The following is a 26,144-nucleotide window of genomic DNA, read 5'->3' on the forward strand; positions in this document are numbered from 1 at the left end:
CGCAACGCTGAAAAGTCCATTTGCCTCGCCTGCAACCAGTTCTTGTCAATCGTGATAGGTCCAATCGTTTATCTCTGCGATCCGCCTGAAGATACCGCCAACACCTTCTGTTGAGGGATCAGCGCGTGTAAGCCAATCCTCAGCCCACGCTATCCACTCTTCAATGCTCCGCCCGTCAATTTCGCCAGACGGGTCGACATTCATCGAGCGAAGTGCCACGAGGAAATCGCGTACCGTGGCAAGCTCGTGCCAGTCTTGTGCCATCTCCTTGAAGCGGCGCCAGCGGTTCGCGTCGCGCTTGCGCCGTCGTTGCTCTTCATATCGGCGTTGCTCCGCAAGCTGACGCTCGCGCTCGGCGGCTTCTCGATCCTTTCGCTGTTGAACCAGCAGCGGCCCAGCAGCCACGAAGGTGGTGAGGATGTCAGGCAACATATCTTCCATTGCCTGTTTGTCGCTGTCGACCCATTGGCGCCGTAAACCGGCAGGCCACTGCCACGTCTTGATCTCGAAGACGAGACGTCCGGTTGCAACCAGCTCCTGCTTCCAGCGATTGTCGTCAGGCGAGCGCCATCGCTTCTCATCTGCCGTTAGCGGTCGACGTTCCTGCTTTTGCTTCTCACGAACCTGGAACTCGACTTTTTCTCCCAAAACCTCCGCAAAGAGTTCGCGCCGGTCTCCCTGTTTGATCCTGCCGCCATGACGTTCGATGGCCTTGAACAGAGCGTCCAGAATCCGGTGCTTCCGGCGATCGTTTTGTGTGAACTCGCCCGGATCGTACAGACTGCGAGTCCACGGATCTCGCTCCCTGCGCGCTCGCTGCTTCTTCTCCTCGTGCTCGGCGAGCCAGGCCGCGATAACCGCATGAGGTCGCAGAAGACGCTCGCCCACGGCTATTGCAGGTTCGCTGGCGCGAGCCTTGTCTACCAGCTGCTGCACCTCCGGCGGCAGGTCAATTGGCGGTGGCGGCAACGGTGTCGGGCGAATGGTGATCGCATGGGAACCACCAGATTCCGGCAACGGAGACTGTGCCGGCGCCCTGCCCACGGCCAGCTTCGCCCAATAGCCGCGCGGCGGACATGGGATATTCTCCCGATCACAAATCTTGGCGAGACCATTGCCGCTGATGCCAAACTGCGCCGCCAGTCGAATCATCGGCGTTGTCCAGACCGAGCTATATAGTTCGTCGCGCGTTATCGTCGTCGGCTGTGTCGGACGTGGCTTGATCGGCGCCGGCACGGGCACTTCGAGCGGTTGTGCCCGGATGTCGGGCTTTGGAACCGGATCCACTTTTGGTGTTGCCGTCCCTTCTTTCAGCCTGGGCCGGCGCGCTGCACCTCGCCTCCCGGTATCCAGAAGCAGGGGCTCCGTGCATCCTGCTGGCGCCGGCGGCAATGGCTGCTGAACGACAGGTTTCCCGAAGTCCTTTCGCATCCAATGGCCAGCAGGCGGAGTGGGTATGTCCGCACGACGCAACAGGGTGCCCAATACTCCCGTCGTCGTCCCAAGCTCTGAAACAAGGTGCGACATCGGCTTTGACCAAACCCGGTCATAGAGTTCTTGGCGGGTGAAGCGGTGTTCCATAGGCCAGGCAGGTCTTCGAGAGGGTCTGAAAGTCAGTGGTTGCGGGCATTCCCTCACAGAACATAACGGAGCACATCCGATCTGGGGAAGCTTGCGACTGCGATTGGGTCGCGAAATCGGACAAAAGGCTTGTGAGGCTACAGATCCTCCAATCGCCATGTCCGGCCTGGATGTGGCCGGACAGATCGTTGGACTACGACCCGCTTCCGTTTCGGGTACATGTAAGCGCAGTCAGGACGCATTACGTGACCGAGGCGGCGGCCCTCAGTGGCCGAAAAAACGCGCGGATATCCTCAGCCAGCAAGTCCGGGACCTCCCAAGCTGCAAAATGTCCGCCGCGCGGCAGGGTCGTCCAATGCACGATGTTGAAGGCTCGCTCTGCCCAGCTGCGTGGCGGCATCGGAAGTTCGGCAGGCAGTCGAACTATCCCGCACGGGGGCGTTATACGCTGTCCAGCCGCCAGGTGGAGCGGGTGTTCCTTGGATTCACTGTAGAACCTTAAGGCGGAATGCGCGGTGCCAGTTAGCCAGTGCAGCATGATGTCGGTGATCATTTCGTCCTTCTTCAGGATCTCGTCTGGCAGGGTCTTACAGTCGCTCCAACTGCGGAACTTCTCCACGTACCAAGCGGCCAGTCCGACCGGCGAGTCGGTTAAGGCGTAACCAAGGGTCAACGGCTTGGTGGCCTGAATTGCAATGTAGGCGCCTTCGGCGTCCGACCATTCGGCAACACGCGCGAGGTAAGCTTCCTCGTCCTGTGATAAGGGAGCGTCGCCCTGCGCCATGGCCGGGCGAAAACGCGTCGATAGATAGTTGAGGTGGATTCCGCGAACCCGATCCGGGTGCTGCAGTGCGGTGGCGGCGCTGATCCACGAACCCCAGTCCCCTCCTTGGACTCCGAATGTCGGGTAACCGAGGCGGGTCATCAGATCGGCCCAAAGGTCCGCGACCGCGAACACGCTCGTCCCCCGCCGAGTGGGTCGGCTCGAGAATCCGTAGCCCGGGATCGATGGTGCAATCACCGTGAAGGCGTCAGCAGGATCTCCACCATAAGCCGCAGGATCCGCAAGCATGGGGATGATGCTGAGCATCTCGACGATGCTTCCTGGCCAGCCATGGGTGAGGATAATTGGAACCGGATCCGGCCCGTTTCCAACCTGATGAATGAAGTGAATCCGATGGTCTCCGATGTCAGCCATGAATTGGGGAAATGCATTCAACCTGGCCTCGTGCAGCGACCAATCGTATCCATCGAGCCAATAGTCGACGAAGCTTTTCATGTAGGCGACCGGCGGACCGTACCGCCACGGCTCCGCCTCCACCTCGTCCGGCCAGATCGTCGCATGAAGCCTTCGACGTAGATCGGCGATTGCGTCCGGGCTTGCATGGAAGCTGAACGGGTCCAAGTTAGTGGCCATTTGCATGATCCATCTGCGCTTTAAGGTTTGGTGTACCTTCCGTGGCGCTCAAAGAATTTGCGACAGGAACAGCTTCGTGCGCTCGTGCCGAGGGCTGCCGAAGAATTCGTCGGGTGAACCCTCCTCGACCACGCCGCCCAAATCCATGAACAATATGCGGCTCGCGACTTCTTTGGCGAATCCCATTTCATGCGTGACGCAGAGCATCGTCATGCCGTCCTCGGCAAGGCCAACCATGGTGTCGAGCACTTCCTTGATCATCTCCGGATCAAGAGCCGACGTGGGCTCGTCAAACAGCATGATCTGTGGATTCATGCATAGGGACCGCGCGATGGCGACGCGCTGCTGCTGCCCCCCAGAGAGCTGACCCGGGTATTTGCCCGCCTGTTCGGGAATCTTGACCCGTTCGAGGAAGTGCATGGCAATCTCATCCGCCCGCTTTCGGCTCATTTTCCTCACCCAAATCGGTGCCAGCGTGCAATTCTCGAGGATGGTCAAATGCGGGAACAGATTGAAATGCTGGAAGACCATGCCGACGTCACGGCGAACCTCATCGATCTTCCGCAAATCATCCGATAGCTCGACGCCATCGACAACAATCCGACCACAGTCGTGTCTCTCAAGGCGGTTTATGCAGCGGATCAGCGTCGACTTGCCCGAACCTGACGGCCCGCAGATCACAATGCGCTCGCCGCGGCTGACGCTCAGATTGATGTTTCGCAGCGCCTGGAAATCGCCGTACCATTTGCCCATCTCCTCGATCAGCACCGCAACTTCGGCCACGGGGATTTCCTCCTGGCGTGGCGCCAAAGCAGTCAGTGGAATCATGGTCATTGGATTGTCTCCATACTGATGCTCTGCCCTCGGCCCTACGGTCAGGCGGGCTGCGGCTGCTGACTTTGCGTGCCGTGGGTGGTGGCGTTTCTGCGTTCCAGACGTGATCCGATCCGGCTCAGCGAGAAGCACAGGATGAAGTAGATGACTGCCGCGGTAAGATATCCCTCGGTCGCATGGCCGAGCCAGGCGCTGTCGGAACTGGCGGCTTTGACCGTTCCGAGCAAGTCGAACAATCCCACCACAATGATGAGGGAAGTGTCCTTCAGGAAGGCGATCGCGGTGTTCACGAGGGATGGGATGACCAGGCGGAGCGCTTGCGGCAATACCACCAGCAGGGTGCACCGCCAGTAACCCAGTCCGAGCGAAAATGCGGCCTCTTGCTGCCCGTCCGGGATCGCCTGTAGCCCACCCCGCACCACTTCAGCGATGTAAGCGGATGCCAGCAGGGTGAAGGCGAGCTGGACCCGGATGAGTTTGTCGAGTGTCATCCCCTGGGGAAGGAACAGTGGCATCAGAACGTTGGCGGTGATCAAGATGGAAATAAACGGCAGGCCCCGCAAGACTTCGATCCAGATGACACAGCCAAGCCGGATGAGCGGGAAGCTGGAGAGGCGCCCAAGCGCGAGTAACACGCCTAGAGGAAAACCGAACATCAGCGCGAAGGCTGTCAGCATGATGGTCAATGGCAGTCCGCTCCACAGATGGGTCTGGACCGGCGTCAGGCCCATATTGCCTGCCATGAGCCAGAGGAAGGCCAACGCGCCTGTCATCCAGGCAATCAGCAATCGAGGTCGCCAAAATCGCGGCATGACGCTCGCGCTGGCGAGCGCAACGATAAGAAGGGTGGCGATCACCGGCCGCCACTGCAGGTCTACGGGATAGAAGCCCAAAACGAAGAACCGGCCCTTCTCGGCGACGTAGATCCAGCACGCCCCTGCATGGAGCTGCTGGCACTGTTGCTGGGTGCCGTCCCACACGGCATCCCGCACGCCCCAATTCCACAGAGGCATAAGGCTGAGCAAGAGCAGCAGGACGAGCGTCAGATTCAGGGCCAGCCTGACGGGCGGCACGCGTCGGAAGATCGGCGCTTTTTCTGCTGGCAGCCTGTGACCCCGTTGGGGGAATGTGTGGCTAGTCATAGCGGCGCATCATCCTACGGTTCAAGACGTTCAGGACGATCGAGATCGAAGTGCTGACGGTGAGGTAGAGGCCCATTACAATCACGACAATCTGCACCGCTTGCCCCGTCTGGGTGATGGCTGTGCTGCTCGCCCAGATCAGATCGGGATAGCCGATGGCCACCGCCAGGCTTGAATTCTTGACGATGCCGGCATACTCGCTAACGAGAGGCGGAATCGAGACCCGTGTGGCCTGCGGCAGCACCACAAGGTGCATGCAGCGCAGGCGGCCAAGACCCAATGCGTACGAAGCCTCCCACTGGCCCTTCGGCACTGCATCGATTCCGCTACGGACGATTTCCGAGATGAAGGCGGCCGAATAGAGAGTGATCCCGATCACCATTGCCAGGAACTCAGGGCTGATCCGCCAACCGCCGCGAAAATTGAACCCTTCCAGCTGCGGAGCTTCCGCCGAAAGGCCGAGCAAAAACGCGCCAACGATGACTGCAAGAGCGATCATCCATAGCGCCTTCCGCGGTCCGGGTTTCCGTGTCAGGGCGGGCAGCCAAGAGACCAGCACCAGGGCAAGTGCTCCAGCTGAGATGACAATTTGGCTCTGCGGGGAAACTGACAAGCTAGGCAGTGCAATCCCGCGCTGGCTGATGAAGACGTCGCCGATCTGGATCGCCTGCCGCAAGGAAGGCAGCGACTGCAGCACGGAGTACCACAGAAGCAGCTGGAGCAGCAGTGGTGTATTCCTGAACACCTCCACATACACCGACACGACGCGCCGCAAGATGACAAGTCGCGAATAGCCGGCGATGGCGATCGATACGCCCAGCACGGTTGCCAGGATACAGGCGATGAAGCTGACCCAGAGTGTGTTTGCGAATGCAACGAGAAGCGCCTTGCCGTAGGTGTCGGACGGCCCGGTGGGGATCAGCGATTCCCCAAAGTTGAAGTTCGCTGGACGCCACAGAACGTCGAAACCAGCGCCACCTTGACGGACGTTGTCGATAATTGGGGCGGCCAAGACCAGCATCGCGATGAGCAAGGCGACTGCGAAAAGCGCCTGGTAGAGTAGCGAGCGGAATCTGCCGCTTAAATTCATTTTCGCACCTACGTTTGATTGGTGGCGCAGCCGCCCCAGACGATGCACGGCGGCGCCACCAAATGGGTTGACGGGCTCAGCGGAAGGGTGGTGCGTAGAGAAGACCGCCGTCGCTCCAGAGCCGGTTTAGGCCGCGGTCCAGCCCAAGCGGCGTCGACGGACCGACGTTGGCCTCGAATATCTCGCCGTAATTGCCAACCTGTTTTACAATCTGAAACGCCCAGTCGGCGGGCAACCCAAGGCCGGCGTAAATGTTGGCGTCGGAGCCGAGGAAACGCGCAACCTCGGGGTCGCTGCTACTGGTGCGCGCAGCCTCAACATTGTCACGGCCGAGCTTCTTTTCCTCGGCTATGAAGGTTGCGTAGACTGCCCACTTTACAATCAGAAACCATTGGTCATCACCCTGACGGACGACCGGAGCCAGGGGCTCCTTGGAGAGAACCTCGGGCAATAGCACATAATCATTCGGGTTTGCCGCGATCGACCGAGAGGAGGCGAGATCCGAACGATCGCTCGTAAGGGCGTCGCATCTGCCGGAGAAGAAAGTACTTGTCACCTGATCGAGACTTTCGATCACGACCGGCTGGAATTCCATGTTGTTGCCGTGGAAATAGTCCCGAATGTTGAGTTCGGTCGTGCTCCCAGGCTGGACGCAGATAGAGGCCTTGTTGAGGTCTTTGACCGATTTGATACCAGAGGCCGCCGCGACCATCACGCCCTGCCCGTCATAAAAGATCGGTGGCTCGAAGAGCAGCCCCAGCGAAGTGTCCCGCGAAAGGGTCGTCGTGGTCTGGCGGATGAGGACGTCGATCTCGCCCGACTGGAGGGTGGGGAAGCGCGTCTCGGACGTCACAGGCACGAATTGCACCTTGGTAGCATCGCCCAGAACCGCAGCGGCCACGACCCTGCAGAAGTCAGTATCTAGCCCGTGCCATACGCCGTTTTTGTCCGGCGCCGAGAAGCCTGCAGCGCCGGTATTGACGCCACATTTCAGCTGTCCACGCGCCTTGACCGTATCCAGTGTTGCGCCGGCGTGGGCGATGCCTGTGGTTGTTGAGACGCACAGCGCCCATGTCAGCGCCAATGCCCCGCTTGTTTTGTCCATTTGGTTCTCTCCCTGGTTTTCCCCGCTGTTTAAGAATGCGGGATTTTTTATGCAAAACTAATTAGATTGCTAGCAATATGCGTTTATATAGATGACATTTCTCAATCTTGTCAACACAAAAGCGGGGCATTCTCTTGTCGCGGCGAGCCGCTATAAGGCTGGGTGCAACTCGTGCCAGCCCGTCACTCGCTGGAAAGCGATGGCAACTTCGAGGAGTAGCGTGTCCGAGCCTGGGCGGCCTACCAGTTGCATTGCCAGCGGCAGGCCGCTTGCCGTCATACCCGCGCATAGCGACAAAGCGGGATTGCCGCTGGCATTGAACGGGGCACGCAGCACGCCTTGCCCCGCGCGCTTGAGTGCAAGCTCGTCGTCCAGTAGGACGGCCGGGCCATTGACGGGTGGCAAAACGAGGATGTCGCAGGATGCAAACGTTGTCGCCAGTTCGACAGCGAAGGCGCTGCACGCCAGTCGGGCTGTTGCATATTGCGCGGCCGAGATCGCAGCCCCTGCCATAAGGTTGCTATGGGTCCTGGAGCCAAAGGCACCAGGCGAAGCGGCCAGACGGAACCGATGCGCGCGGAACGCCTCGGCTTGAAGCACGACTACCAAGGCGCGATAGCAAGCCTGAAAATCGGGCGTGCCCACGGTAACGGTCGAGGCGCCGAGGCGCTCGAACACGCCACACGCCGAATCTAGGGCGTGCCTGGTTTCGGCCGAGCATAGTTCTTCGTTGCGAGACACGTCAGGAAGACAGAACCGCAGGCCGGCGAGCGGCTGCTTACAGCGGGGAAGGTCGCCAGCTCTCGAATGCTCTCCTGTCAACGCATCGAGAAGCAGACGGCAATCCTGCGCCGATCGCGCCATTAGTCCTACATGGTCCAGCGTGCGGGACAGTGCGACCACACCAGCGCGGCTGACCAGGCCGCGCGTGGGTTTAAGCCCGACGATACCGCACAGGGCCGCCGGATTGCGCACTGAGCCTGCCGTATCGGTGCCGAGTGCTAGGGGGACCAGGCCTGAAGATACGGCGACTCCAGCGCCACTCGAGGAGCCGCCCGGCGTACGATCGAGCGACCATGGATTGCGCGCCGGAGGCCAAGGCAACGGATCCAGCGGCGAACCAATGCCCCATTCCTCGAGGGTCAACTTTCCCAGCAGGATGGCTTTCGCCTCTCTAAGGCGGCGAATGACAGCCGCATCGCGGACCGGAAGTCGTGTACTTGCGGCGGATTGCGCCGTAGTCCGCTGGCCGGCGACGTCGATCAGATCCTTGACGGCGTACGGTATCCCGGCCAGGGCCGGCAGGACATGGCCGGCTGCGCGCTGATCATCTACGCACCTTGCGGCAGCTAATGCCGCGTCGGAATCGAGCGAGATGAAGGCCGCGAGCCGGTGACCGACGTTGTCTATACGATCCAGCAGCGCCCGCGTGTACTCGACCGATGAGATCCTCCGCGCTGCTAGAAGTGAAGCTGCCTTCGTCACAGAAAGGAAAGCGAAGTCGTCCATATGGCCTGCTACCGGGTCACGAATTGCTCGATCCGCTCCAGCGCGCGCAAGATGTTCTCTTCGGAGTTGGCGTAGGAGAGCCTGACATAGCCCTCGCCGAGAATGCCGAAATCGGGGCCGCCGATCAGCGCCACCCCGGCATCCTCGAGCAATGCCGAGGCAAGCTTCTTGGCCTTCCAGCCGGTCTTGGACACATTGGGGAAGGCGTAGAAGGCGCCTTTCGGTGTGATGCAGGAGACGCTGGGGAGGGCGTTCAGCCCCTCGACCACGACCTTCCTGCGATTGTTGAAGGCGCGCATCATCTTTTCGACGTCGTCCTGCGGGCCGTCTATTGCCGCGATGCCGGCATACTGGCTCGGCGCGTTGACGCAGGACCAGCAATTGACCGCCAGCTTGCGCACCTTGTCGTAGAGATGCGCACCCTTGTCGCCGTTCGGCCAGATCGACCAGCCCATGCGCCAGCCGGTCATCGCCCAAGTCTTCGACCAGCCATTGAGCACGATCAGCCGGTCGCGGATTTCCGGGAAGGTGAGCAGCGAGCAATGCGTCTCGCCATCATAGGTCATGACGTCATAAATCTCGTCGGAGAGGATGGCGACATGCGGGTGGGCTTCCAGCCCTTTGACCAGCTTCTCGATCTCGGCGCGGGGTGTGACGCCGCCGGTCGGGTTGGCCGGCGAGTTGAGGATCAGGAGCCTGGTCCTGGACGTGATCAACGCCAGCGTTTCCTCGGCCGAAAATGCAAAGCCGTTTGCCTCGCGCATCGGCACCGGAATAGGCGCCGCGCCGGTGAACTCGATCATCGAGCGATAGATGGGAAAGCCGGGATCGGGATAAAGAATCTCGGCGCCCGGTTCGCCGAACATCAGGATCGCGGCGAACATGGTCGGCTTGCCGCCGGGCAGGATCATCACATTCTCCGGCGAGACCTCGATGCCGGTGGTGGTCAGCGTGCGCCGCACCACCGCTTCGCGCGTCGCCAGCAGGCCGTTGGCCGGCGTATAGCCATGGTGGCCATCGCGCAGCGCCTTGATCGCCGCCTCGACGATGTGCTGCGGCGTCTTGAAGTCGGGCTGGCCGATGCCGAGATTGACGATATCGCGGCCTTGGTGCGCCAATGCTGTGGCACGCGCCAACACCGCGAAGGCATTTTCCTCGCCGAGACGGTCGAAGGCGGCGATGGTATGCATCTGCGAGATACTTTCGCTCAATCCGGTCATGGTCGTCATCTCGTCCCGGGCCTTCGCGCCGATTATTGCAAATCCCGGCATGCTGCCGCGATCCTCGTGCATGCATCGTCGAGAACGTCCATGCTCGTGGCATAGGACAATCGGAAATATGGGCTGAGCCCGTATGCCGCGCCGTGCACTGCAGCGACGCCCTGCGATCGCAACAGGTAGGCGACGAAATCTGCGTCGGTTCGCAATACCTCTCCGTCGGGCGTCCTCTTGCCCATCAACTCCCCGCAAAAAGGATACAGGTAGAACGCTCCATCGGGGCACAAGCAGCGCAGCCCGGCGATCTGATTGAGCCTCGCGATGACGGCATCACGGCGCGCTCGGAAGACGCGGTTCCGCTCAGGGATGAAATCCTGCGGCCCAGTGAGAGCCTCGACAGCCGCAGCCTGGCTGACAGATGAGGGGTTCGAGGTGGATTGCGACTGTGCGGTGGCCATGGCGTCAATCAAGAATTTCGGCCCGGCACCGTAGCCAATCCGCCATCCCGTCATGGCGTAGGATTTCGACACGCCATTCACAACCAAAACCTGGTTCGACAGCGACGGATCGACCGAGAGCAACGTGGAAAATGTTTCGCCGGAATACACCAGATGCTCATAAATGTCGTCGCAGACGACCAAGACATGTGGATGTTTCTTGATGACCCGCCCGAGCTCCAGAAGTTCCTTTCGGGTATAGACGGCGCCGGTTGGATTGGACGGTGAATTGAGAACGACCCATTTGGTCCGGGCGGTAATGCCGCCTTCGAGCTGCTCTGGTGTGATCTTGAACTGCGTCCGTTCATCGGCCGCCAGTACGACAGGTACGCCGTCGCACAAAGCGACCATGTCCGGATAGGAGACCCAATAGGGGGCAGGAATGATCACTTCGTCGCCCGGATCGATCGTAGCCAGAAACGCGTTGAAGATCACCTGCTTGCCTCCCGCGCCCACTGAAATCTGGTCGACAGTGAAGGACAGCCCGTTCTCTCTTGCGAACTTCGCCTGGATGGCCTGTTTCAGCGCCGGCGTGCCGTCGACGGTTGTATAGCGGGTTTGTCCCGCCTCGATAGCGCGGTGCGCAGCGTCACGAATAGTCTGGGGCGTATCAAAATCCGGCTCCCCTTGCGCAAGGTTGACCACCGTGTTTCCCGCGGCCTTCATTTCGGACGCAATTCTCGCCATCGCCATGCTGGGAGACGGTTTGACTTGCCCTAGGCGCCGCGACAGCAGTTGCATTTCAGGTGGCAGGTTGGAATTCATGACTGTGCTTTCTTCCAGCGCGTTTCGAGCGTCCCCGTCGCGCGGATCGCGACTTCGCGTCCACGCCTGGCGATCGGTCGTTTGCAGTGATCTTGTTTCTAGCTGGCTCTGCGTGCAGGACTGCTGCGCAAGCTCTCCAGCATCCGTTGCTTGCCGTTGAGAATATGCAGCTCGAACTCCCGCGCCGCCGCTTCGGCGTCGGCGGCTTTAAGGGCGTTGAGGATACGGCCGTGTTCTAGATTGGATACCTTGAGCTGCGCCTCTCCCAGCACGCCTTTGCGAATGTAAAGTTGCATCTCGTTACGCACCGTCAGGTCCAGTTCCTGCAATCGGCTGTTGCCGGACGCCAGCATGACCGCATCGTGAAAGGCATGGTTGGCAGTTGCGTACGAGACCGAGTCGTTGCCTCTGACGAGATCGTTCATTTCTTCATGCAATTTCGCGAGCGACCGCAATTGCTCCGTTGTCGCTCGTGCGGCGGCCAGCCTGCCAGCAGCACTCGCGAGGCCGGCACGAACATCGAAGAGTTCGAGGGCATCGGGAACGTCGACCGTCCTCACCACGACGCCCCGGTTGGGTATGATTTCGACGAGCCGCGCGTTCTCCAGTGATCGCGTCGCTTCACGGATGATCCCGCGACTGACACCCAGACGCTCTGTCAGCGCCAGCTCGTTGAGACGCTCTCCTGGCGCATATTCACCGCTCAAAATGATCTGCTCGAGCTGCTCGCGCACGCCGGTCGCTAGCGAAACAGGATCAGCGGCTTTTACAGTTTTCGGCACTATTGTCCTCGCATACTTGTAATCGTTTTTTGCCTACAATCGCGCGTAAATTGTATCCAAATGAGCGTCTTTTGCAAGACAAATGAGGCAAGGCTGCTCTACCTTCAGAACCGAACAGGCGGGCTCCCTGGAAGGTGCGGGCGATACCGCGCTCGACCACCCCCGCCGGACTGTTGCCGGTGATCCGCTGTCCTTTGAAGTACACCTCGCCGGAAGTCGGGGGCGTGAAGCCAGTGATGACGTTGAACAATGTGCTCTTGCCAGACCCGTTAGGCTCGATCACGCCGGCTATCTCGCCGTGCAGGATGCTGAGATTGTTGTCGCGGAGAGCCCTAAGCCCGCGGAAGCTCTTGTTGAGCCAGCGTGTTTCGAGGAGTGGCTCGGTCTGGGCGAGGTCGGACAAGCCCTGTCTCCTTACAGCTTTGCCATATGCAGGGCGGTCATGATGGTATCGGCGATATCAAGCACCGCTTCATCCATTCCCGCTGGACACGCGACCAGTAGACCGAGACCGATGGAGGGATCGGAACTCATTTGGGGGATCGACACCGCGCAGAGGTCAAGAATGTTGGCGATGCGAGAATTGCGCATGAGCCGCATGTTGAGACGCCGATAACCGCTGTCGTCGGTGACCTCGGTGAACAGCGGCGCGACTATCGCGGTGGTGGGCAGGATTATCGCGTCCCATCGCGACAACGTTTCCCTCGCAGACAAGGCAAGTTCTTGCCGCAACGCGATCTTGTCGAGCATAGCCAAAGCCGACATTGCGCACCCCTCGCTGATACGCGAAAACATCCGGGGATCGAAATCGGCTTCATTGACCAACAACCCTCGACGCTTGAGCCAGGAAGCCATCTCAGGCATGGCAAACCCGCCGCCCATGTAGATTTCCGGAATGCCGTTCAATTCGGCAATTTCAATCTCGTAAATATTTGCGCCCAGATCGCTGAGAGTATCGAGGCTTGTTCGAAACGCCTCCGACACGCAGGGGTCGAGCTCGTCCATCACATAGTTCGTGGGAACTGCGAGGCGAAGCGAGGCCGGCGGCCGTTGCTGCGTATCGAGGCTAAGCTGATCGGCATTGCCGGCCAGCGCCCCAGCGACCAGCCGACAGCAGTCGACCGAATTTGCGATTGCGCCCACCGTATCGAGATGGAGCGATAGAGGCACGATGCCGTCGAGCGATATCAGCGAGGCCGTCGGCTTGTAGCCGACGATCCCGTTGAGGGCAGCAGGGATGGTTACCGAGCCTCCAGTATCCGTGCCCAACGATGCTGGCACGACCCCGCGCCCTACCGCCACGGCAGCGCCGCTGCTGGAGCCCCCCGGGACGCGCCTATCGTCCAAAGCGCTGCCAGGTGCAAGATAATGCGCACTGGTGCCGATCGACGCCAAAGCAAGCTCAGGCATGTAAGTCTTGGCGAGGATGATGCCACCTGCTTTGCGCAACTGCGCGACGGCCTGTGCATCCTTCTTTGCCGGCGGTTGCGACAGCAGCACGAGCGATCCGGCAGCGGTTACTTCCCCCGCAACGTCCATGTTGTCCTTGACGGTGAACGGGATTCCATCGAGCGGCGATACGACCCGGCCGCAGCGGCGCCGGGCATCCGCGCAATCGGCGCCCTGCAGCGCGCGGTCTACATAGACAGTCCGGAACGCTCGGCCATCAGCCGCGATCTTCTCCAGCGCCGCCTCAACGAGGGCCCTGCTGGTCGTAACGCCCAAGGCGAGATCGGCTGCAATCCGTGAAAGAGTCCCGGGAGAACTGTACATGTCCTTTGCCACGCTCGTCTGATCAGACCATCCCGAGCTTGCTCAGCACATTCTCAAGATGCAGCAACTCAATGGTGGAAGTTCCCCGCTTCAGCTCGCCACGGTAAAGTTCCTCGGTGGCCGCCCGCTTCTCCGACGCGGCAAGCACCGCTTCCAGATTGTTGGCAGGAACCACAACCACCCCATCTCGGTCGCCCACCACGATGTCTCCCGGCTCCACGCGAACGCCGCCGCAGATGATCGGGATGTTCACTCTACCCGGCAGGTACTTGCCCGTTCCTTTGATCGACAATCCCCGCGAAAAGGTTGGAAAATTCATCGCGATGATGGCCTCCGCGTCGCGGACGGCGCCGTCGATTACCAGGCCCGCGATTCCGACCGTCTGAGCGGCTAGCGTAAGGATGTCCCCCCACGCTCCTGCTTCCACAAAGCCCTTGGCGTCGATGACCAACACGTCGCCTGGTCGTGCTTTGGAGAGCGCGTAGTGGATAACAAGGTTGTCGCCTGGCGAGGCATCCACGGTCACGGCTCGTCCGGCGAGCTTCGAAGCAGGATCAGCGGGCTTGATCGCCGAACACAATGCGCCCCGCTGACCTTGGGCCTCGTGAATTGTCGCGGAGCCGAGCTCCATAAGGGTGGCCAGGATTTCCCGAGCAGCGGCGCTTTCGGCAATTGTCATCGTGAACTCTCATGTTTGCAGGAAGGCTCTCTTATTCAGCGATATTATAAGGATTGTCAACAAAAATCTAACCTTTGACGACAAAGCTGTCATTTTTGTATGGGCGAGCAGCTCGTTGCAGCGCGCGAGCTGCTCCATAGCCGTCAGGTCAGTCGGCCAAGTCTCGATGGCGCCACCCGAGCCTTGAAACTGTCATACAAATGGAGAAATTAGGTCGCTTCGCGTTACACACGGCAACGAAGCGCGAAATGCGGCAAGGCCGAATGTGGGGAAAGGCGGTAGCGCTCTCCCGCTACCAAAATCCGCTTAACTCACTGAAAACTATGAGAAATTCCTCCGCTATGGTAGCGCCATCGGACAAAATCTCGCAATGAAATCAACGGAGCACCCCAGTCAGGAGGAGCCTTGAATCCGCAAGTTGGACTGGGCGATGTGAAAAGACAGCCGATGCTGCCGGTCGGGGAGATCGAGGCCTGGCAGGTCGTTTGTTCAGCCACGCCATCGCACGGTCTGGTGCGATCTCGAGGCTCGAAGACGAGGTCTGACAGAAAACCACTGCTTGCCGCGAAGATGCCAAGCACCATCGCCTTCAATTCACTTTTTCAACCCGCCAAGTGTCCGGCAAACGATAGCCGGCCGGAAATGGATCGCTTGGATCAGAGATGTGCTGATGGATAGCCGTTATCCGCACTTCCCGAATGCCCGGGACGATTCCGGCTCTGCCCCTGTCGAGACCTCTGACGCCGGAGCGCTGTCATTCCCGCTTGTACGGTATGCCGAGCCGGGTCGGCTGACCGCTCCGGAAGCGAACACCCATCAGAAGCCCGATCGACGCCAGATATGGCAGCGCCAGGAGCAGTTGGTGTGGCACCGGCGCCCCTAGCACCTGTAGATGCGTGGCGAGCGCTTCAAGGAAGGCGAAAGCTATGACCGTGACCAGTACCCCTTTGGGTTTCCAGTTTCCCGCGATCAGGGCCACGATCACGATCCAGCCGCGCCCAGCCGTGAAGTCGGCGAGAAAGCGATCTGAAAAGCCGAGCATAAGAAAGCCGCCGCCAAGACCTGTCAGCGCACTGCCGATCATCACCGCGGCAAATTGGCGGGCGGTTACGCTAAGGCCCTTTACATCGAGTGCCTTGGGGTTCTCGCCAAGGCAACGCAATTCGAGCCCGTAACGGCTGCGATAGAGCAGGAACCACACCAGCGGCACGGTGAGCAGTGCGACATAGGTCAGCGCGCGCTGCGAGAACAGAATGGGTCCGATCACCGAAATGTCGGAAAGCAGCGGGATGGCGACGTCCTGGAAGCCGGAAAATGTCGGCTGTGCCCGGCCCTGGATGTAGCTCTGGAACCAGTAGAGCGTCAGTCCGCCGGCGAGCAGGTTGAGCCCGAGGCCGGCGATAAAATGGTCGACGCGCAAGGTTGCGGTCATGAAGGCGATGATGGCGCCCATCAAGGCTCCGGCGACGATCGCCGCAAGCACCGCAAGCCACAGCGACCCGGTCGTCGTTGCGGCGATGTAGGCGGCGAAGGAACCCGTCAGCATCGTGCCTTCGACACCCATGTTCCAGATGCCGGCACGCTGTGTGATGAGTTCGCCCATCGCCGAAAACAACAGCGGCGTCATGGTGCGCATGGTGGCGGCGAGGATGCTGACGATGATCGCTTCCTGGAACAGCTGATTCATTGGAATGCAACCCTCACCACGCGGTAACGCGCCAGCACGCCGGCGCAGAGGAAGAAGAATAGCGTGATGCCCTGGATGGCGGGCACGAGCGACGCAGGCACGTCGCCAAGCACCCGCATGTAGACGGCACCGCTGGCCAGTCCCCCGAAGAACAGTCCGGCCACGACCGTGCCGAGCGGTCTGAGGCCGCCGATCATGCCGACGATGATGCCGGCATAGCCGAGACCGATAAGGTTGTCGGCGCGCAGCCTGTGCGCCACGCCGAACAGTTCCGTTGCCCCGGCAAGGGCGGCAAGGGCGCCGCTTGCCATCATGACGATGGTAACGGTGCGGGCGATGTTGACGCCCTTGTGCCGCAACGCCTCGGGATTGTAGCCGAGGCCGCGTATCTCGTAGCCGAGCGGCGTCCGCGATATCACCACTGCGCACAGAGCGGCAGCGAGGAACGGCAACAGCACGCCTGCATGCAACCTGTTGCTGCCGAACAGTGCCGGCAGAAAAGCTTCCTCAGGCAGCATCGGCGACTGCTGGTAGGAGATGGTGGCGCCGTTCTCGCCCCACGGGCCGCCTTGCAGCAGCCAGGACAGCAGATAGATGACGAGGTAATTCAGCATCACCGTGGAGATGATCTCGTTGACGCCGAAGCGATTCCTCAGCTGCGCCGCGAGCCAACCGAGCGCCATGCCTGCGGCCATGCCAAATGCGAGCACGCCCGGGAAAAACAGCAGCGGCGGCATACCGGCCAGAACCTGCCCGCCAAGATACCCACCCATGGCGCCGGCAAAGACCTGGCCTTCCTGGCCGATGCTCCAGAGCTGCGCGCGGAAGGCAATGACGGTGGCAAGTCCGGCGAGGATGATCGGCGTCGCTTTCACCAGCGTGGTAGCCAACGCCTTTGGCGAGCCGGCGGCACCCTGCACGAGTGCTGCGAAGACCTGACCGACATCGGCACCGGTCGAAGCAAGCAGCAGGGCCGACACGGCAAGCCCCGCAACAACGGCCATGGCGAAGGATGCGGCGGTCCACAGGCCGTCGCGTTCGGTTCTCGGTTCGAAGCGGATCATTGGATTGTCCCTTGCCGGCGGCCTGCCATCATGGCCCCCACCTCGGTGATGGTCGTGTTCCTGGGATCGACGATGCCCATGATCTCGCCCTTGAACATCACCGCGATGCGGTCGGCGAGGCCGAACAGGTCGCTCAATTCCTCTGAGGCGAGGATGACGGCGAAACCTTCTGTGCGCTTCCTGAGCAACTGCGACTGCACATATTCGATGACGCCGACATCGAGGCCGCGCGTCGGCTGATTGGCGAGCATCAGACCGGCGGCATGCCGGAATTCGCGCGCGATGATGATTTTCTGCGCGTTGCCACCCGACAGCTTTCCAGCAGCGACCTTTTCGTCGCGCGTGGCGATCTGGTACTCGGCTATCATGTCGCGCGACAGCTTGGCGATGGCCTTGGAGTTTATCAGCGGGCCGCTGCGGTATTTCGCGCTACGCTGCCAGCCGAGCACCAGGTTTTCAGCGACATTGAATTCCGACACCAGACCCTCACGGAAACGATCGTCCGGAATGTGACCGACGCCGCGATCCATCAGGCAGCGGGGGGTGAGCCCGGCTATCTCCTCGTCCATCAGCCAGATCGAGCCTGCCTGAGCTTTGCGCACGCCGCACAGCACCTCGAACAACTCCTTTTGGCCGTTGCCGGCAACGCCGGCTATACCGAGGATCTCGTGGCGCGCGACTGAAAAGGAAACGTCCTTGAGAACGGCCTCGCCCCAGTGTCCGTGCGCGGTCAGCCCCTTGACCGCAACCACCGTCTCACCCGGTTTCAGCTCTGGCTTGGTGATCGTGAACGACACGGCACGGCCGACCATCAGTCGGGCGAGTTCGTCCGGAGACGTTTCAACGGTGTTGAGCGTTGCCACGACCTTGCCCTTGCGCAGCACCGTGACCCGGTTGGACTGCATGACCTCGATCAGCTTGTGGGTGATGAGGATGATCGACAGGCCCCTGGCGCACATCTTGCCCATGATGTTGAACAGGATGCGCGATTCCGCCGGCGTCAGCACCGCCGTCGGCTCATCGAGGATGAGGATTTCGGCATCGAGATAGAGCGCCTTCAATATCTCCACCCATTGCTGGCGACCGACCGGCAATTCCCAGACATAGGCGTCGAAATCGATGTCGAGGCCGTAACCGTCGCAGATGGCTTTGAGCTTCTGCCTGGCCTCGGCAGCGTTAAGCCGCCAGCCCGAGCGCTGTGTGCCGACGATGATGTTTTCGAGCACGGTGAATTCCGGCACCAGCACGAAATGCTGGTGCACCATGCCGATGCCGTGGCGGATCGCATCGATCGGCGAGGCGATGTGAACGGGCTGATCCCGAACGAATATCTGCCCCTTGTCAGGGCGATAGAAACCGAAGATGCACGATGAGAGTGTCGACTTCCCAGCTCCATTCTCGCCGAACAGGCAGTGGATCTCTCCGGGACGGAGATCGAAGTCGACATCGTCGTTGGCGGCAACGCCGGCGAAGCGCTTGGTCAAGCCTTCGACGCGCAAAGCAGTGGACATGGCTGGTTCCAAAAGGCTGGAGGCGGAAGCATCGGCCGCGACGGCCTCGGCGGCACGTCGCGGCCGGATGATCTCGGAAGGATCAATGCGCCTTTGGATCTGATACGTCGACCGGCACCTCGAACGTCCCGGCCATGATCTTGGCTTTCAGCGCATCGACATCGGCGCGGACGTTTTCCGGCAGCTTCGCCTCGAGTTCACCATAGGACGCCATGGTCGAGCCCCCATCCTTCATCGAGAACCAGTGCTTGTCCGTGTTGCCGGCATAGGGCTTGCCCTCGGCCGCGTGGGCCCACCAGGCATCGACGACATGTTCGACGTCGGGATCCCACAGCGCGACCGTGCTCGATAGCACCGTCGACGGCGAGAACGAATGCTGATCCTGGAAATTGCCGAAGCAAAGGATCTTGGCTTCTTCACACGGCTTGAAATTGCCAGTCAGTTGAAAGATCAGGTCTGCGCCGGTTGCGATCTGAGCCGAGGTGTATTCAGCCGCCTTGGCCGGATCGTACCAGGATTCGATGAACGCGACGGTTCGCTCGGCCTTGGGATTTGCCGCCTTGGCACCGGCGAAGAAGGCGTTGATCTCGTCATTCACGTCATCCGCCGGGAATGTGCCGACCGCGCCGAGCTTGTTGGACTTGGTCATCTTGCCGGCTATGGTGCCCAGTAGATAGGCCGGCTCGTGCACGCGTTTGTAGATCCAGTACTGGTTGCCGCCGAAGCCATCATTGCCCGATCCGACGACCACGAACAGGATGTTGGGAAACTCGTCCTTGAGCTTCTTCACCTGGTCCGAATAGGTGCTGTGAGCCCAGATGATGTCGTACTGGCCACTTTCGGCGAACAGCCGCATCGCGTCTCCGGCATCGTCCCCCCATAACGGGTCGGTGTATTTCCAGGTGATATCGAGGCCATGCGGCTTCTTGGCCTTCACCCGTTCCAGGGCCTGGATAAGCGTGCCGTCCCAGCCGCTTTCAATTCCAGCCGACAGGATGACCGCAATGCGAAGTTTGTCGGGTTCGGTGGCCCTCGCCAGTCCTGGACCAATGGCGATGAGAGCGACGACGAGTGCGGACAGTGCCGCCACCCTTCTGACGAAGATCATAAACATAGGATTCTGCCTTTCCCTCTGAGGTCATTTTGGGTTGCATCCCATTCTTTTCGTTTTGTCTTCCATTTCCGCCTCTCCCGGGCGGCACTGATCTCAGCTGTTCGTGGACGATTGCTCCGCTCTGGCCAGCAGGCGATCGATCTCCGCCGACCACGAGGCACGCCAGTCGCGCTTGGTTGAATCGTCGAGCCATGCCGCATCGAGCGAATTGAGCGCGAGCTGTGCAAGCGTCCCGCGATCGAGCGCCATGGTCTCGGCAAGCAGCCGGTATTCCTTGGCAAGGTCTGTCTGCAGCATCGGCGGATCGTCGGTGTCGACCACCAGCTTGAGACCAGCATCGAGCATGGTTCGAATGGGATGGTCGGCGGCGGTCAAATCCCGCCAGTGCGTCAGGATGACCGTCGAACTCGGACAGACGGTAAAGGCGATCCCTTCGTCAATGCACCGCGCGACAAGGCCGGCGTCCTCGATGACCCTGTAGCCGTGGTCGATGCGCTCCACCGAAAGCAGGTCGAGCGCATCGCGCACATTGGCCGCAGGCCCCCCCTCGCCGGCATGCGCCGTCAACCGCATCCCGGCTTTTTTTGCCCGGTCGTAAACCGCCTTGAAAGGCGCTGGCGGGAACGGTTCCTCATCATAGTCCAGGCCGATGCCGATCACCTTGTCGGAACGGAAGGGCAGCACCAGATCGAGAAATTCGAAGGCACGGTCGATCGTGAGCTCGCGGTTGATGGCGGGGATGAGCCGCGACACCAGGCCGAAATCCGTCTCGGCATCGTCCATGGCCTTCAGGATGCCGGAAAACATCGTCTGATAGCTGACGCCGGCGTCCTGGTGCACCTGTGGGCTGAAAAAGAACTCGACATAGCGTCCGCCTGCATTGGCGACATGCGCGAGTGCTCCATAGGTGATCAGGTGGAAATCGTCTGCGCTAACGACGGAACGTGCTACCAGATCGTAGATCTGCAAGAAGTCGACGAGGTTGTCGTAGCGGTAGAGTTCGTCGGCCTCACCGAATTGCGGTAGTGCGACGCCATTCTTCCGGGCCAGTTTGAGAAATGTATCGGCCTTCACTGCCCCTGCCAGATGCAGATGCAACTCGGCCTTCGGCAGCGCCTTTGTGAACTGGTCCAGATCCATCGCCGTTTCCATCCTTTACAGATCCAACACCAGCTCATCGGTCAGCGCGCGTGAACAACATGGCGTCATGCGATCGCCGGCCGCATGCTGCTTTTCGGTCAGCACAAGGTCACGATGGTCCGGCACACCCGAAATCACGCGCGTCACGCAGGTGCCGCATATGCCCTGCTCGCAGGAAACCTGGATCTCGATGCCGTTTTCGCCGAGCACTTCGACAATGCTGCGCCCGGGTACGACCTCAAAGCTGCGACCGTCGCTGGCAAGGGTCACGCGGAAGGGTCTGTCTTTGATCGCCTGATTTGGCCGGCCGGCATTGGCGAAATACTCTCGATGCACTGCTTCGGATGGCCAGGCATTCCTTGCCGCGGCAATCACCGCGTCGAGAAAGCCGGCTGGCCCACAGGCATAGAGATGGGCGCCAGGTCGGCGGTTGGAGAGTAGTGCCGCCAGATCCAGCTTCTGCTCAGCCGGTCCGTCATCGAGATGGAAACGCACCTTGTCGGCAAAGGCCGAAGCTTGAATCTCGTCGCGAAAGGCCAGGCGCAACATGCTGCGTGCGCCATAGTGGAAGGCAAAGTCGCGCCCGAGCGCCGACAGGCGATGCGCCATCGACAGGATCGGCGTAATACCGATGCCACCGGCGAGCAGCACCGAGAACGGTGCTTGGTCCTCCAGTTCAAAGGCGTTGCGGGGCCGACCCGTTTCGACGGTGTCGCCGGCCTTCAACCTGTCGTGCATGTAGGCCGAGCCGCCGCGTCCGGCGGCCTCTCGAAGCACACCTATGCAGTAGCGGTGGCGCTCGGCCGGATTGTTGCGCAAGGAGTACTGTCGCGTCATGCCGCCCGGCAGGTAGACGTCGATATGCGATCCGGCGGTGAAGGCGGGTAGTTCGCCACCGTCGGCGGCAGCAAGGTCGAAGGCCGCGATGCCTTGCGCACATTCCTGCCTGCGAGTCACACGAAGGCGCAGCCGCGCATCAGCCTTAGGCGACGGCGTCGTCTTGCGGTTTTCCAACAGGCCGACGATCATGCCCGTGCTCCTGTTGAAACGGGTGCTGATGCAGATCTGACAGTCATGACTTCAACCTGATGTCTCCAGTTGCGGTACGCCTCGCAATCAACTCGCGACCGGTGCGCCAAGGCCAAAGCGCTTGACCAGGCCACGCCTGTATTCGAGCGACATGCGATCCGATGGCACATGGATTTCCTCACTCAGATCGAGCGGCAATTCTTCGGGGTGCTGCTCTTCGACCATTGGCTTGTCCTCGTCGTTGATGAGCAGCGCGTCCTTGATCCAATAATCGGTGTCGGGATCGCCCGTCGTGTCGGTCATCAGTTGGAAGATGCGTGTCTCGCGCGCCGAGACCGGACACACCGTATCGGCGAAATAGACGACATAGCCCGCACCCTGCGGCGCGATCTTGATGATTGTCGAGAAAGGATAGGTAAGCTCGTATGTGTAGACCACATCGCGCTCATCGCCCTCGACGCCATCGTCAAAACGGTTGAATCCTTCGTGATAGGGCAGCTCGAAACGCAGACCATAGTCGGTCTGCTCGACCTCGTATGGTGGGATCGGGTCAGCAGTGCTGCCGCCAAAGCTCTTTGTGTGCACCCATGGGAAATGAGCCACATCATTGAAGTTTTCGACATGCCGGCTGGCTGCCGCATACCAGGTGCCGTTCGGCACATAAACCTTTCTGAAATCGGGATTTGAGATGCCCTCCCACTCGGGCAGCTGCCAGATCGGATCGTTCTTCAGGCAAGTCCAGACGATGCCGTAGCGCTCGACAAAGGCATAGGTCTCGAGCTTCAGCTTCGGCGGAATTCGTCCTTCCGAATTGGCTATCGAAGGTATCTTCGAGCAGGCGCCACTATGGTCGAAATGCAGGCCGTGCATCGGGCACACGATCTGGTCGTCGGCCATCCAGCCGGCACTGATGCGGGTACCGCGATGCGGGCAGAGGTCACGGGCAACAGTGATGCCGGCCGATGTCTTGTAGATCACCAGATCGACATCGAGCAGCCTGGCCCGGACAGGTTTGTCGGCAATGTCGTGGATGAAAGCGACGGGATGCCAGAATGAAGCAAGGATATGCCAGTCGCTTGCCGCGAATGTACAGCCGCGCGGCAGGTCGTCCTTGGTCTTGGAATGATCGGCTGGCAGAAACACACGCTTCCTCCTCGGAACAGTCTCGCTGGCTTGTCCGAGCGGAAGCACCACAACCTCGATCGGACGCTGGAAAGTATCCCTCAGCCGCGGTTTTCGCGGAATGCCTGCCGTGGTGGAAAATATATCTGCAGTTAAGATCGGTTTCGTTCCGCCTTTGAAGCACCGTATAGCCGTGTTACAAAAGATGCCGGGCGGCGAGCAGGATTTTGGCCATGCACGCATTCATCGACGGCGGTCGCGGATTCATATTCGGCGAAGCGATATACCCGGCGGGTGGCGTCTACGGTCCTCTCAAGGAGCGCTATGTCACCTTGCTGATCATCCACGAAGGCAAGGCGCGCGTTTTCTGCGACGACGACGAAACGGTGATGGGACCGCGCAGCTGCGGTTTTTTCCGTAATGAGCGGCATCTGTCCATGGAGTATGCCGAGGGCCGCAACACCCGCGTCAGCTGGTGCGAGGGATATGCGGGCGATTTGCCGGAAGCTCTGGCGGTGCGCCTGCGTTCCCTGTCGCCTCGCATCCCGCTATCGCAAAGGGTCGAAGCGATGCAACGCCTGGGCGTCGAGCTCGGCGCCGGCTCGAGTTCCAATCTCAACATGCTCCGCAACGCGCTCGGCGAGGCCATTTTCCTGGCCTATTTCCACGAAGCACAGATGTCCGAGCAAGAACGCCTGACGCCACGTTCGGTGCTGCGCGCCCGCTTCTACATCGATGAGAACTATGAAAAGGAGATCACCGTCGAAAGGCTCGCAGCGCTGGTGGGGGTAACCCCGCAGCACCTCGTCTCTTCATTTCGCAAACACATTGGCGTGACGCCGGTGCGTTACCTATGGCAAGTGCGCGCCAACCACGGTCATTCGCTGTTGCTGCAGACCGGCCTCGCAATCTCCGAGATCGCCTATCAATGCGGCTACAAGAACCCGTTTCACTTCTCGCGCCAAATCTCCGAACAGTTCGGCATGTCGCCGCGCGAAGTGCGCGCCAACAAGGGCTATCGCCTGGCCAGCGATATCGCCGAGGGCGCCGCCGACACCGCTTACGGCATGGCTCTGCCGGAGACAAATTCGATCGTCGGCAAGTGAAGTCCGCCCACTACCCGGCCTACCCGGCCTACCTGACCAATCGAGCGGCGTGCCACTTCAGATGATCGTCCATGAAGGTCGAGATGAAGTTGTAGGAGTGGTCGTAACCTTCCTGCATGCGCAGCGTGAGCTCGATGCCGGCCATCTTGCAGGCCTCTTCAAGCAACCATGGGCGAAGACCGTCCTGCAGGAAGCCGTCGGCCATGCCCTGATCAACCAGAAAGGCGCCGAAACGACGACCGTCCTCGATGAGCAAAGTGGCATCGTAGGGGCGCCAGCTCTTCTCGTCTGACCCGAGATATTTCTGTAGCGCAGGCCTCGACCAGCCCGCCGTGCTCGGCTGCGTGATCGGCGCGAGAGCCGAGCAACTTTTAAAGCGTTCGGGGTTCTTCAGCGCTATGGTCAGCGCGCCATGTCCGCCCATCGAATGGCCGAAGATGGATTGGCGAGACATATCGGCGGGAAAATTGGCGGCGATCAACACGGGCAGTTCATCGCCGACATAAGAATACATGCGGTAGTTTTTCGCATAGGGGGCTTGCGTCGCGTCGACATAAAAGCCGGCGCCGCTGCCAAACTGCCAATTGTCCTTCTCGTCCGGGACGTCAGCGCCCCGTGGACTTGTGTCGGGACACACGACGATCAGGCCGAGTTCGGCCGCCATGCGCCTGTACTCACCCTTGTCCATGACATTGGCGTGCGTACAGGTAAGTCCCGACAGGTACCACAGAACCGGCACTGGGCCGTCCTTGGCCTGTGGCGGCACGAAGACGGCAAAAGTCATGTCGCAGGCACACACCTCGGAAGCATGCGAATAACCCCCCTGGACGCCGCCATGGGATTTGGATGTGGAAACAACTTTCATCAGATCTGCCTTCTTGTCAGGACATCGTGACCGGCGTAGCTGCCGGTCACGGCGCTCGCAACCTTGCGCCTCGCAAAACTGCACCGGCGGCGCGATCGAGCTGCGCTGGCTCGACTACGCCGCCGGTCTTACGCCAACACTGGGGAGGCTCCGAATTTTGGGAACACAGAACCTTCAGCGTGGCGTATGCCTATCATTGATTGGACCGCACAAAATTAGGCCGGCAGCGCTCCGGACTTCTTCGCGGTCCATGTCGCGATGTAGTCCATCAGGCCGGGGTTGAGGCAGTCATAGGGCTCGATGCCGATTGACTTCAGCTGCGCGCGGATGCCGTCCATGCGTTTCGGGTCGACACCGGATTCGATGATCGACGAGACGAAAGCGGTGAAGCCTGGCGGCGACCAGCCATCCTCCTCGAAGCGCTCGGGGTGGATGAAGGTGAGACCCTTGAACGGATGGTCGCGCTCGACCGGTCCGTGCATGTGGACGCCGCAGCCGGTGCAGGCGTGGCGCAGGATCAGCGCGCCGGGATCGACCACTTTGAGCTTGTCGCCATTCTCGGCGACGGTGACGTCGCCGGTGCCGGCGACGGCAACGACCGAAAACACTGCGCCTGCCGGCTTCCAGCATTTGGTGCAGCCGCAGGCATGGTTGTGGGCGATCTGGCCCTTGACCTTCACCTTCACCGGCTTGCTGGTGCAGGCGCAAACCAGCGTGCCGCCGGCAAAGCTTGCGCTTTCCTTGGGCAGTCCGTTGTCGATCTTGGGATGCAATTTCTCAGGCATTTTCTTCCTCCCTTGTTGAACCCGTGCTTCGGTCGGCGGCTTTTCTTCTCCTTAGTAAACCACCACGCCGCGAATGCTTTCACCGGCGAGCATCAGCTCAAAGCCCTTGTTGATGTCCTCCAGCTTCAGCGTGTGGGTGATCATCGGGTCGATCTCGATCTTGCCATCCATGTACCAGTCGACGATTTTTGGCACGTCGGTGCGGCCGCGCGCGCCGCCGAAGGCGGTGCCCATCCAGGTGCGCCCGGTGACCAGCTGGAATGGCCGTGTCGAGATCTCCTGGCCAGCGCCGGCAACACCGATGACGACAGACTTGCCCCAGCCGCGATG

The 26,144-nt window shown here is 60.6% G+C and carries 23 protein-coding genes and 1 pseudogene; 1 reads left to right on the top strand and 23 read right to left on the bottom strand.

Going from position 1 to position 26,144, the window contains the following annotated elements; translation table 11 throughout:
• Positions 1-45 precede the first annotated feature (45 nt).
• From FCU66_RS27015 to FCU66_RS27110, 20 genes are all read right to left on the bottom strand, one after another.
• On the bottom strand, positions 46-1,152 hold the full coding sequence (locus FCU66_RS27015) for a hypothetical protein (protein WP_136617928.1): 1,107 nt from the start codon (positions 1,150-1,152) through the stop codon (positions 46-48).
• A 670-nt stretch (positions 1,153-1,822) separates the two neighbouring features.
• Positions 1,823-3,004: an epoxide hydrolase family protein gene (locus tag FCU66_RS27020; protein WP_246094033.1), complete on the bottom strand. Its 1,182-nt coding sequence runs from the start codon at positions 3,002-3,004 to the stop codon at positions 1,823-1,825.
• A 42-nt stretch (positions 3,005-3,046) separates the two neighbouring features.
• A complete protein-coding gene (locus FCU66_RS27025) occupies positions 3,047-3,826 on the bottom strand; it encodes an amino acid ABC transporter ATP-binding protein (RefSeq protein WP_136618018.1) in 780 nt (259 codons plus the stop codon).
• A gap of 47 nt (positions 3,827-3,873) precedes the next feature.
• On the bottom strand, positions 3,874-4,974 hold the full coding sequence (locus FCU66_RS27030; protein WP_136617929.1) for an amino acid ABC transporter permease: 1,101 nt from the start codon (positions 4,972-4,974) through the stop codon (positions 3,874-3,876).
• Positions 4,967-6,064 (bottom strand): amino acid ABC transporter permease, encoded by a 1,098-nt coding sequence (locus FCU66_RS27035; protein ID WP_136617930.1) that lies wholly within the window; start codon positions 6,062-6,064, stop codon positions 4,967-4,969. The genes FCU66_RS27030 and FCU66_RS27035 overlap by 8 nt, the downstream gene beginning before the upstream one ends.
• Positions 6,065-6,140: 76 nt before the next feature.
• Positions 6,141-7,169, bottom strand: a complete 1,029-nt coding sequence (locus FCU66_RS27040) for an amino acid ABC transporter substrate-binding protein (RefSeq protein ID WP_136617931.1) — start codon at positions 7,167-7,169, stop codon at positions 6,141-6,143.
• A gap of 150 nt (positions 7,170-7,319) precedes the next feature.
• Positions 7,320-8,678 carry an amidase gene (locus tag FCU66_RS27045; protein ID WP_136617932.1) on the bottom strand — a complete coding sequence of 453 codons (1,359 nt, stop codon included), beginning with the start codon at positions 8,676-8,678 and terminating at the stop codon, positions 7,320-7,322.
• Between the two features lie 8 nt (positions 8,679-8,686).
• Positions 8,687-9,898 carry a pyridoxal phosphate-dependent aminotransferase gene (locus tag FCU66_RS27050; RefSeq protein ID WP_246094034.1) on the bottom strand — a complete coding sequence of 404 codons (1,212 nt, stop codon included), beginning with the start codon at positions 9,896-9,898 and terminating at the stop codon, positions 8,687-8,689.
• Positions 9,899-9,930: 32 nt separating this feature from the next.
• A complete protein-coding gene (locus FCU66_RS27055; protein WP_136618020.1) occupies positions 9,931-11,133 on the bottom strand; it encodes an aminotransferase class I/II-fold pyridoxal phosphate-dependent enzyme in 1,203 nt (400 codons plus the stop codon).
• Between the two features lie 122 nt (positions 11,134-11,255).
• The gene (locus FCU66_RS27060) at positions 11,256-11,939 is read right to left on the bottom strand and encodes a GntR family transcriptional regulator (protein ID WP_136617933.1); all 684 of its coding nucleotides are present in this window, start codon (positions 11,937-11,939) and stop codon (positions 11,256-11,258) included.
• Positions 11,914-12,342, bottom strand: coding sequence for an ATP-binding cassette domain-containing protein (locus FCU66_RS27065; RefSeq protein ID WP_136617934.1), 429 nt, complete (start codon positions 12,340-12,342; stop codon positions 11,914-11,916). Before FCU66_RS27065 ends, FCU66_RS27060 begins: the two co-directional genes overlap by 26 nt.
• An 11-nt stretch (positions 12,343-12,353) precedes the next feature.
• Positions 12,354-13,712 (bottom strand): amidase family protein, encoded by a 1,359-nt coding sequence (locus FCU66_RS27070; protein ID WP_136617935.1) that lies wholly within the window; start codon positions 13,710-13,712, stop codon positions 12,354-12,356.
• Between the two features lie 22 nt (positions 13,713-13,734).
• Positions 13,735-14,391 carry a 4-carboxy-4-hydroxy-2-oxoadipate aldolase/oxaloacetate decarboxylase gene (locus FCU66_RS27075; protein ID WP_181956571.1) on the bottom strand — a complete coding sequence of 219 codons (657 nt, stop codon included), beginning with the start codon at positions 14,389-14,391 and terminating at the stop codon, positions 13,735-13,737.
• Positions 14,392-15,145: 754 nt separating this feature from the next.
• Positions 15,146-16,078, bottom strand: coding sequence for an ABC transporter permease (locus FCU66_RS27080; protein WP_136617936.1), 933 nt, complete (start codon positions 16,076-16,078; stop codon positions 15,146-15,148).
• Positions 16,075-17,142, bottom strand: coding sequence for an ABC transporter permease (locus FCU66_RS27085; protein WP_136617937.1), 1,068 nt, complete (start codon positions 17,140-17,142; stop codon positions 16,075-16,077). The genes FCU66_RS27080 and FCU66_RS27085 overlap by 4 nt, the downstream gene beginning before the upstream one ends.
• Entirely contained in the window at positions 17,139-18,653 is a 1,515-nt protein-coding gene (locus FCU66_RS27090; protein WP_136617938.1) for an ABC transporter ATP-binding protein, read from the bottom strand. Before FCU66_RS27090 ends, FCU66_RS27085 begins: the two co-directional genes overlap by 4 nt.
• Before the next feature lie 82 nt (positions 18,654-18,735).
• Positions 18,736-19,767, bottom strand: a complete 1,032-nt coding sequence (locus tag FCU66_RS27095) for a BMP family lipoprotein (protein WP_136617939.1) — start codon at positions 19,765-19,767, stop codon at positions 18,736-18,738.
• A gap of 93 nt (positions 19,768-19,860) precedes the next feature.
• Positions 19,861-20,907: an adenosine deaminase gene (gene add, locus FCU66_RS27100; protein ID WP_168991872.1), complete on the bottom strand. Its 1,047-nt coding sequence runs from the start codon at positions 20,905-20,907 to the stop codon at positions 19,861-19,863.
• Between the two features lie 15 nt (positions 20,908-20,922).
• A complete protein-coding gene (locus tag FCU66_RS27105) occupies positions 20,923-21,936 on the bottom strand; it encodes a PDR/VanB family oxidoreductase (RefSeq protein WP_136617941.1) in 1,014 nt (337 codons plus the stop codon).
• A gap of 87 nt (positions 21,937-22,023) precedes the next feature.
• Positions 22,024-23,079 (bottom strand): aromatic ring-hydroxylating oxygenase subunit alpha, encoded by a 1,056-nt coding sequence (locus FCU66_RS27110; protein ID WP_168991873.1) that lies wholly within the window; start codon positions 23,077-23,079, stop codon positions 22,024-22,026.
• A 212-nt stretch (positions 23,080-23,291) separates the two neighbouring features.
• Here FCU66_RS27110 and FCU66_RS27115 point away from each other — a divergent pair, with 212 nt between their 5' ends.
• Positions 23,292-24,164: a helix-turn-helix transcriptional regulator gene (locus tag FCU66_RS27115; RefSeq protein WP_136617943.1), complete on the top strand. Its 873-nt coding sequence runs from the start codon at positions 23,292-23,294 to the stop codon at positions 24,162-24,164.
• Between the two features lie 28 nt (positions 24,165-24,192).
• On the opposite strand, the gene fghA is transcribed toward FCU66_RS27115, so the two are convergent.
• The 3 genes and pseudogenes from fghA to FCU66_RS27130 form a co-directional block, all read right to left on the bottom strand.
• Entirely contained in the window at positions 24,193-25,029 is an 837-nt protein-coding gene (gene fghA, locus FCU66_RS27120) for an S-formylglutathione hydrolase (protein ID WP_136617944.1), read from the bottom strand.
• A 215-nt stretch (positions 25,030-25,244) separates the two neighbouring features.
• Entirely contained in the window at positions 25,245-25,814 is a 570-nt protein-coding gene (gene gfa, locus FCU66_RS27125; protein ID WP_136617945.1) for an S-(hydroxymethyl)glutathione synthase, read from the bottom strand.
• Between the two features lie 51 nt (positions 25,815-25,865).
• Positions 25,866-26,144: pseudogene (locus tag FCU66_RS27130) on the bottom strand (S-(hydroxymethyl)glutathione dehydrogenase); the annotation flags it as partial.

Origin of the sequence: Mesorhizobium norvegicum, from assembly GCF_004919685.1 — a bacterium.
GTDB classification, from domain to species: domain Bacteria; phylum Pseudomonadota; class Alphaproteobacteria; order Rhizobiales; family Rhizobiaceae; genus Mesorhizobium; species Mesorhizobium norvegicum.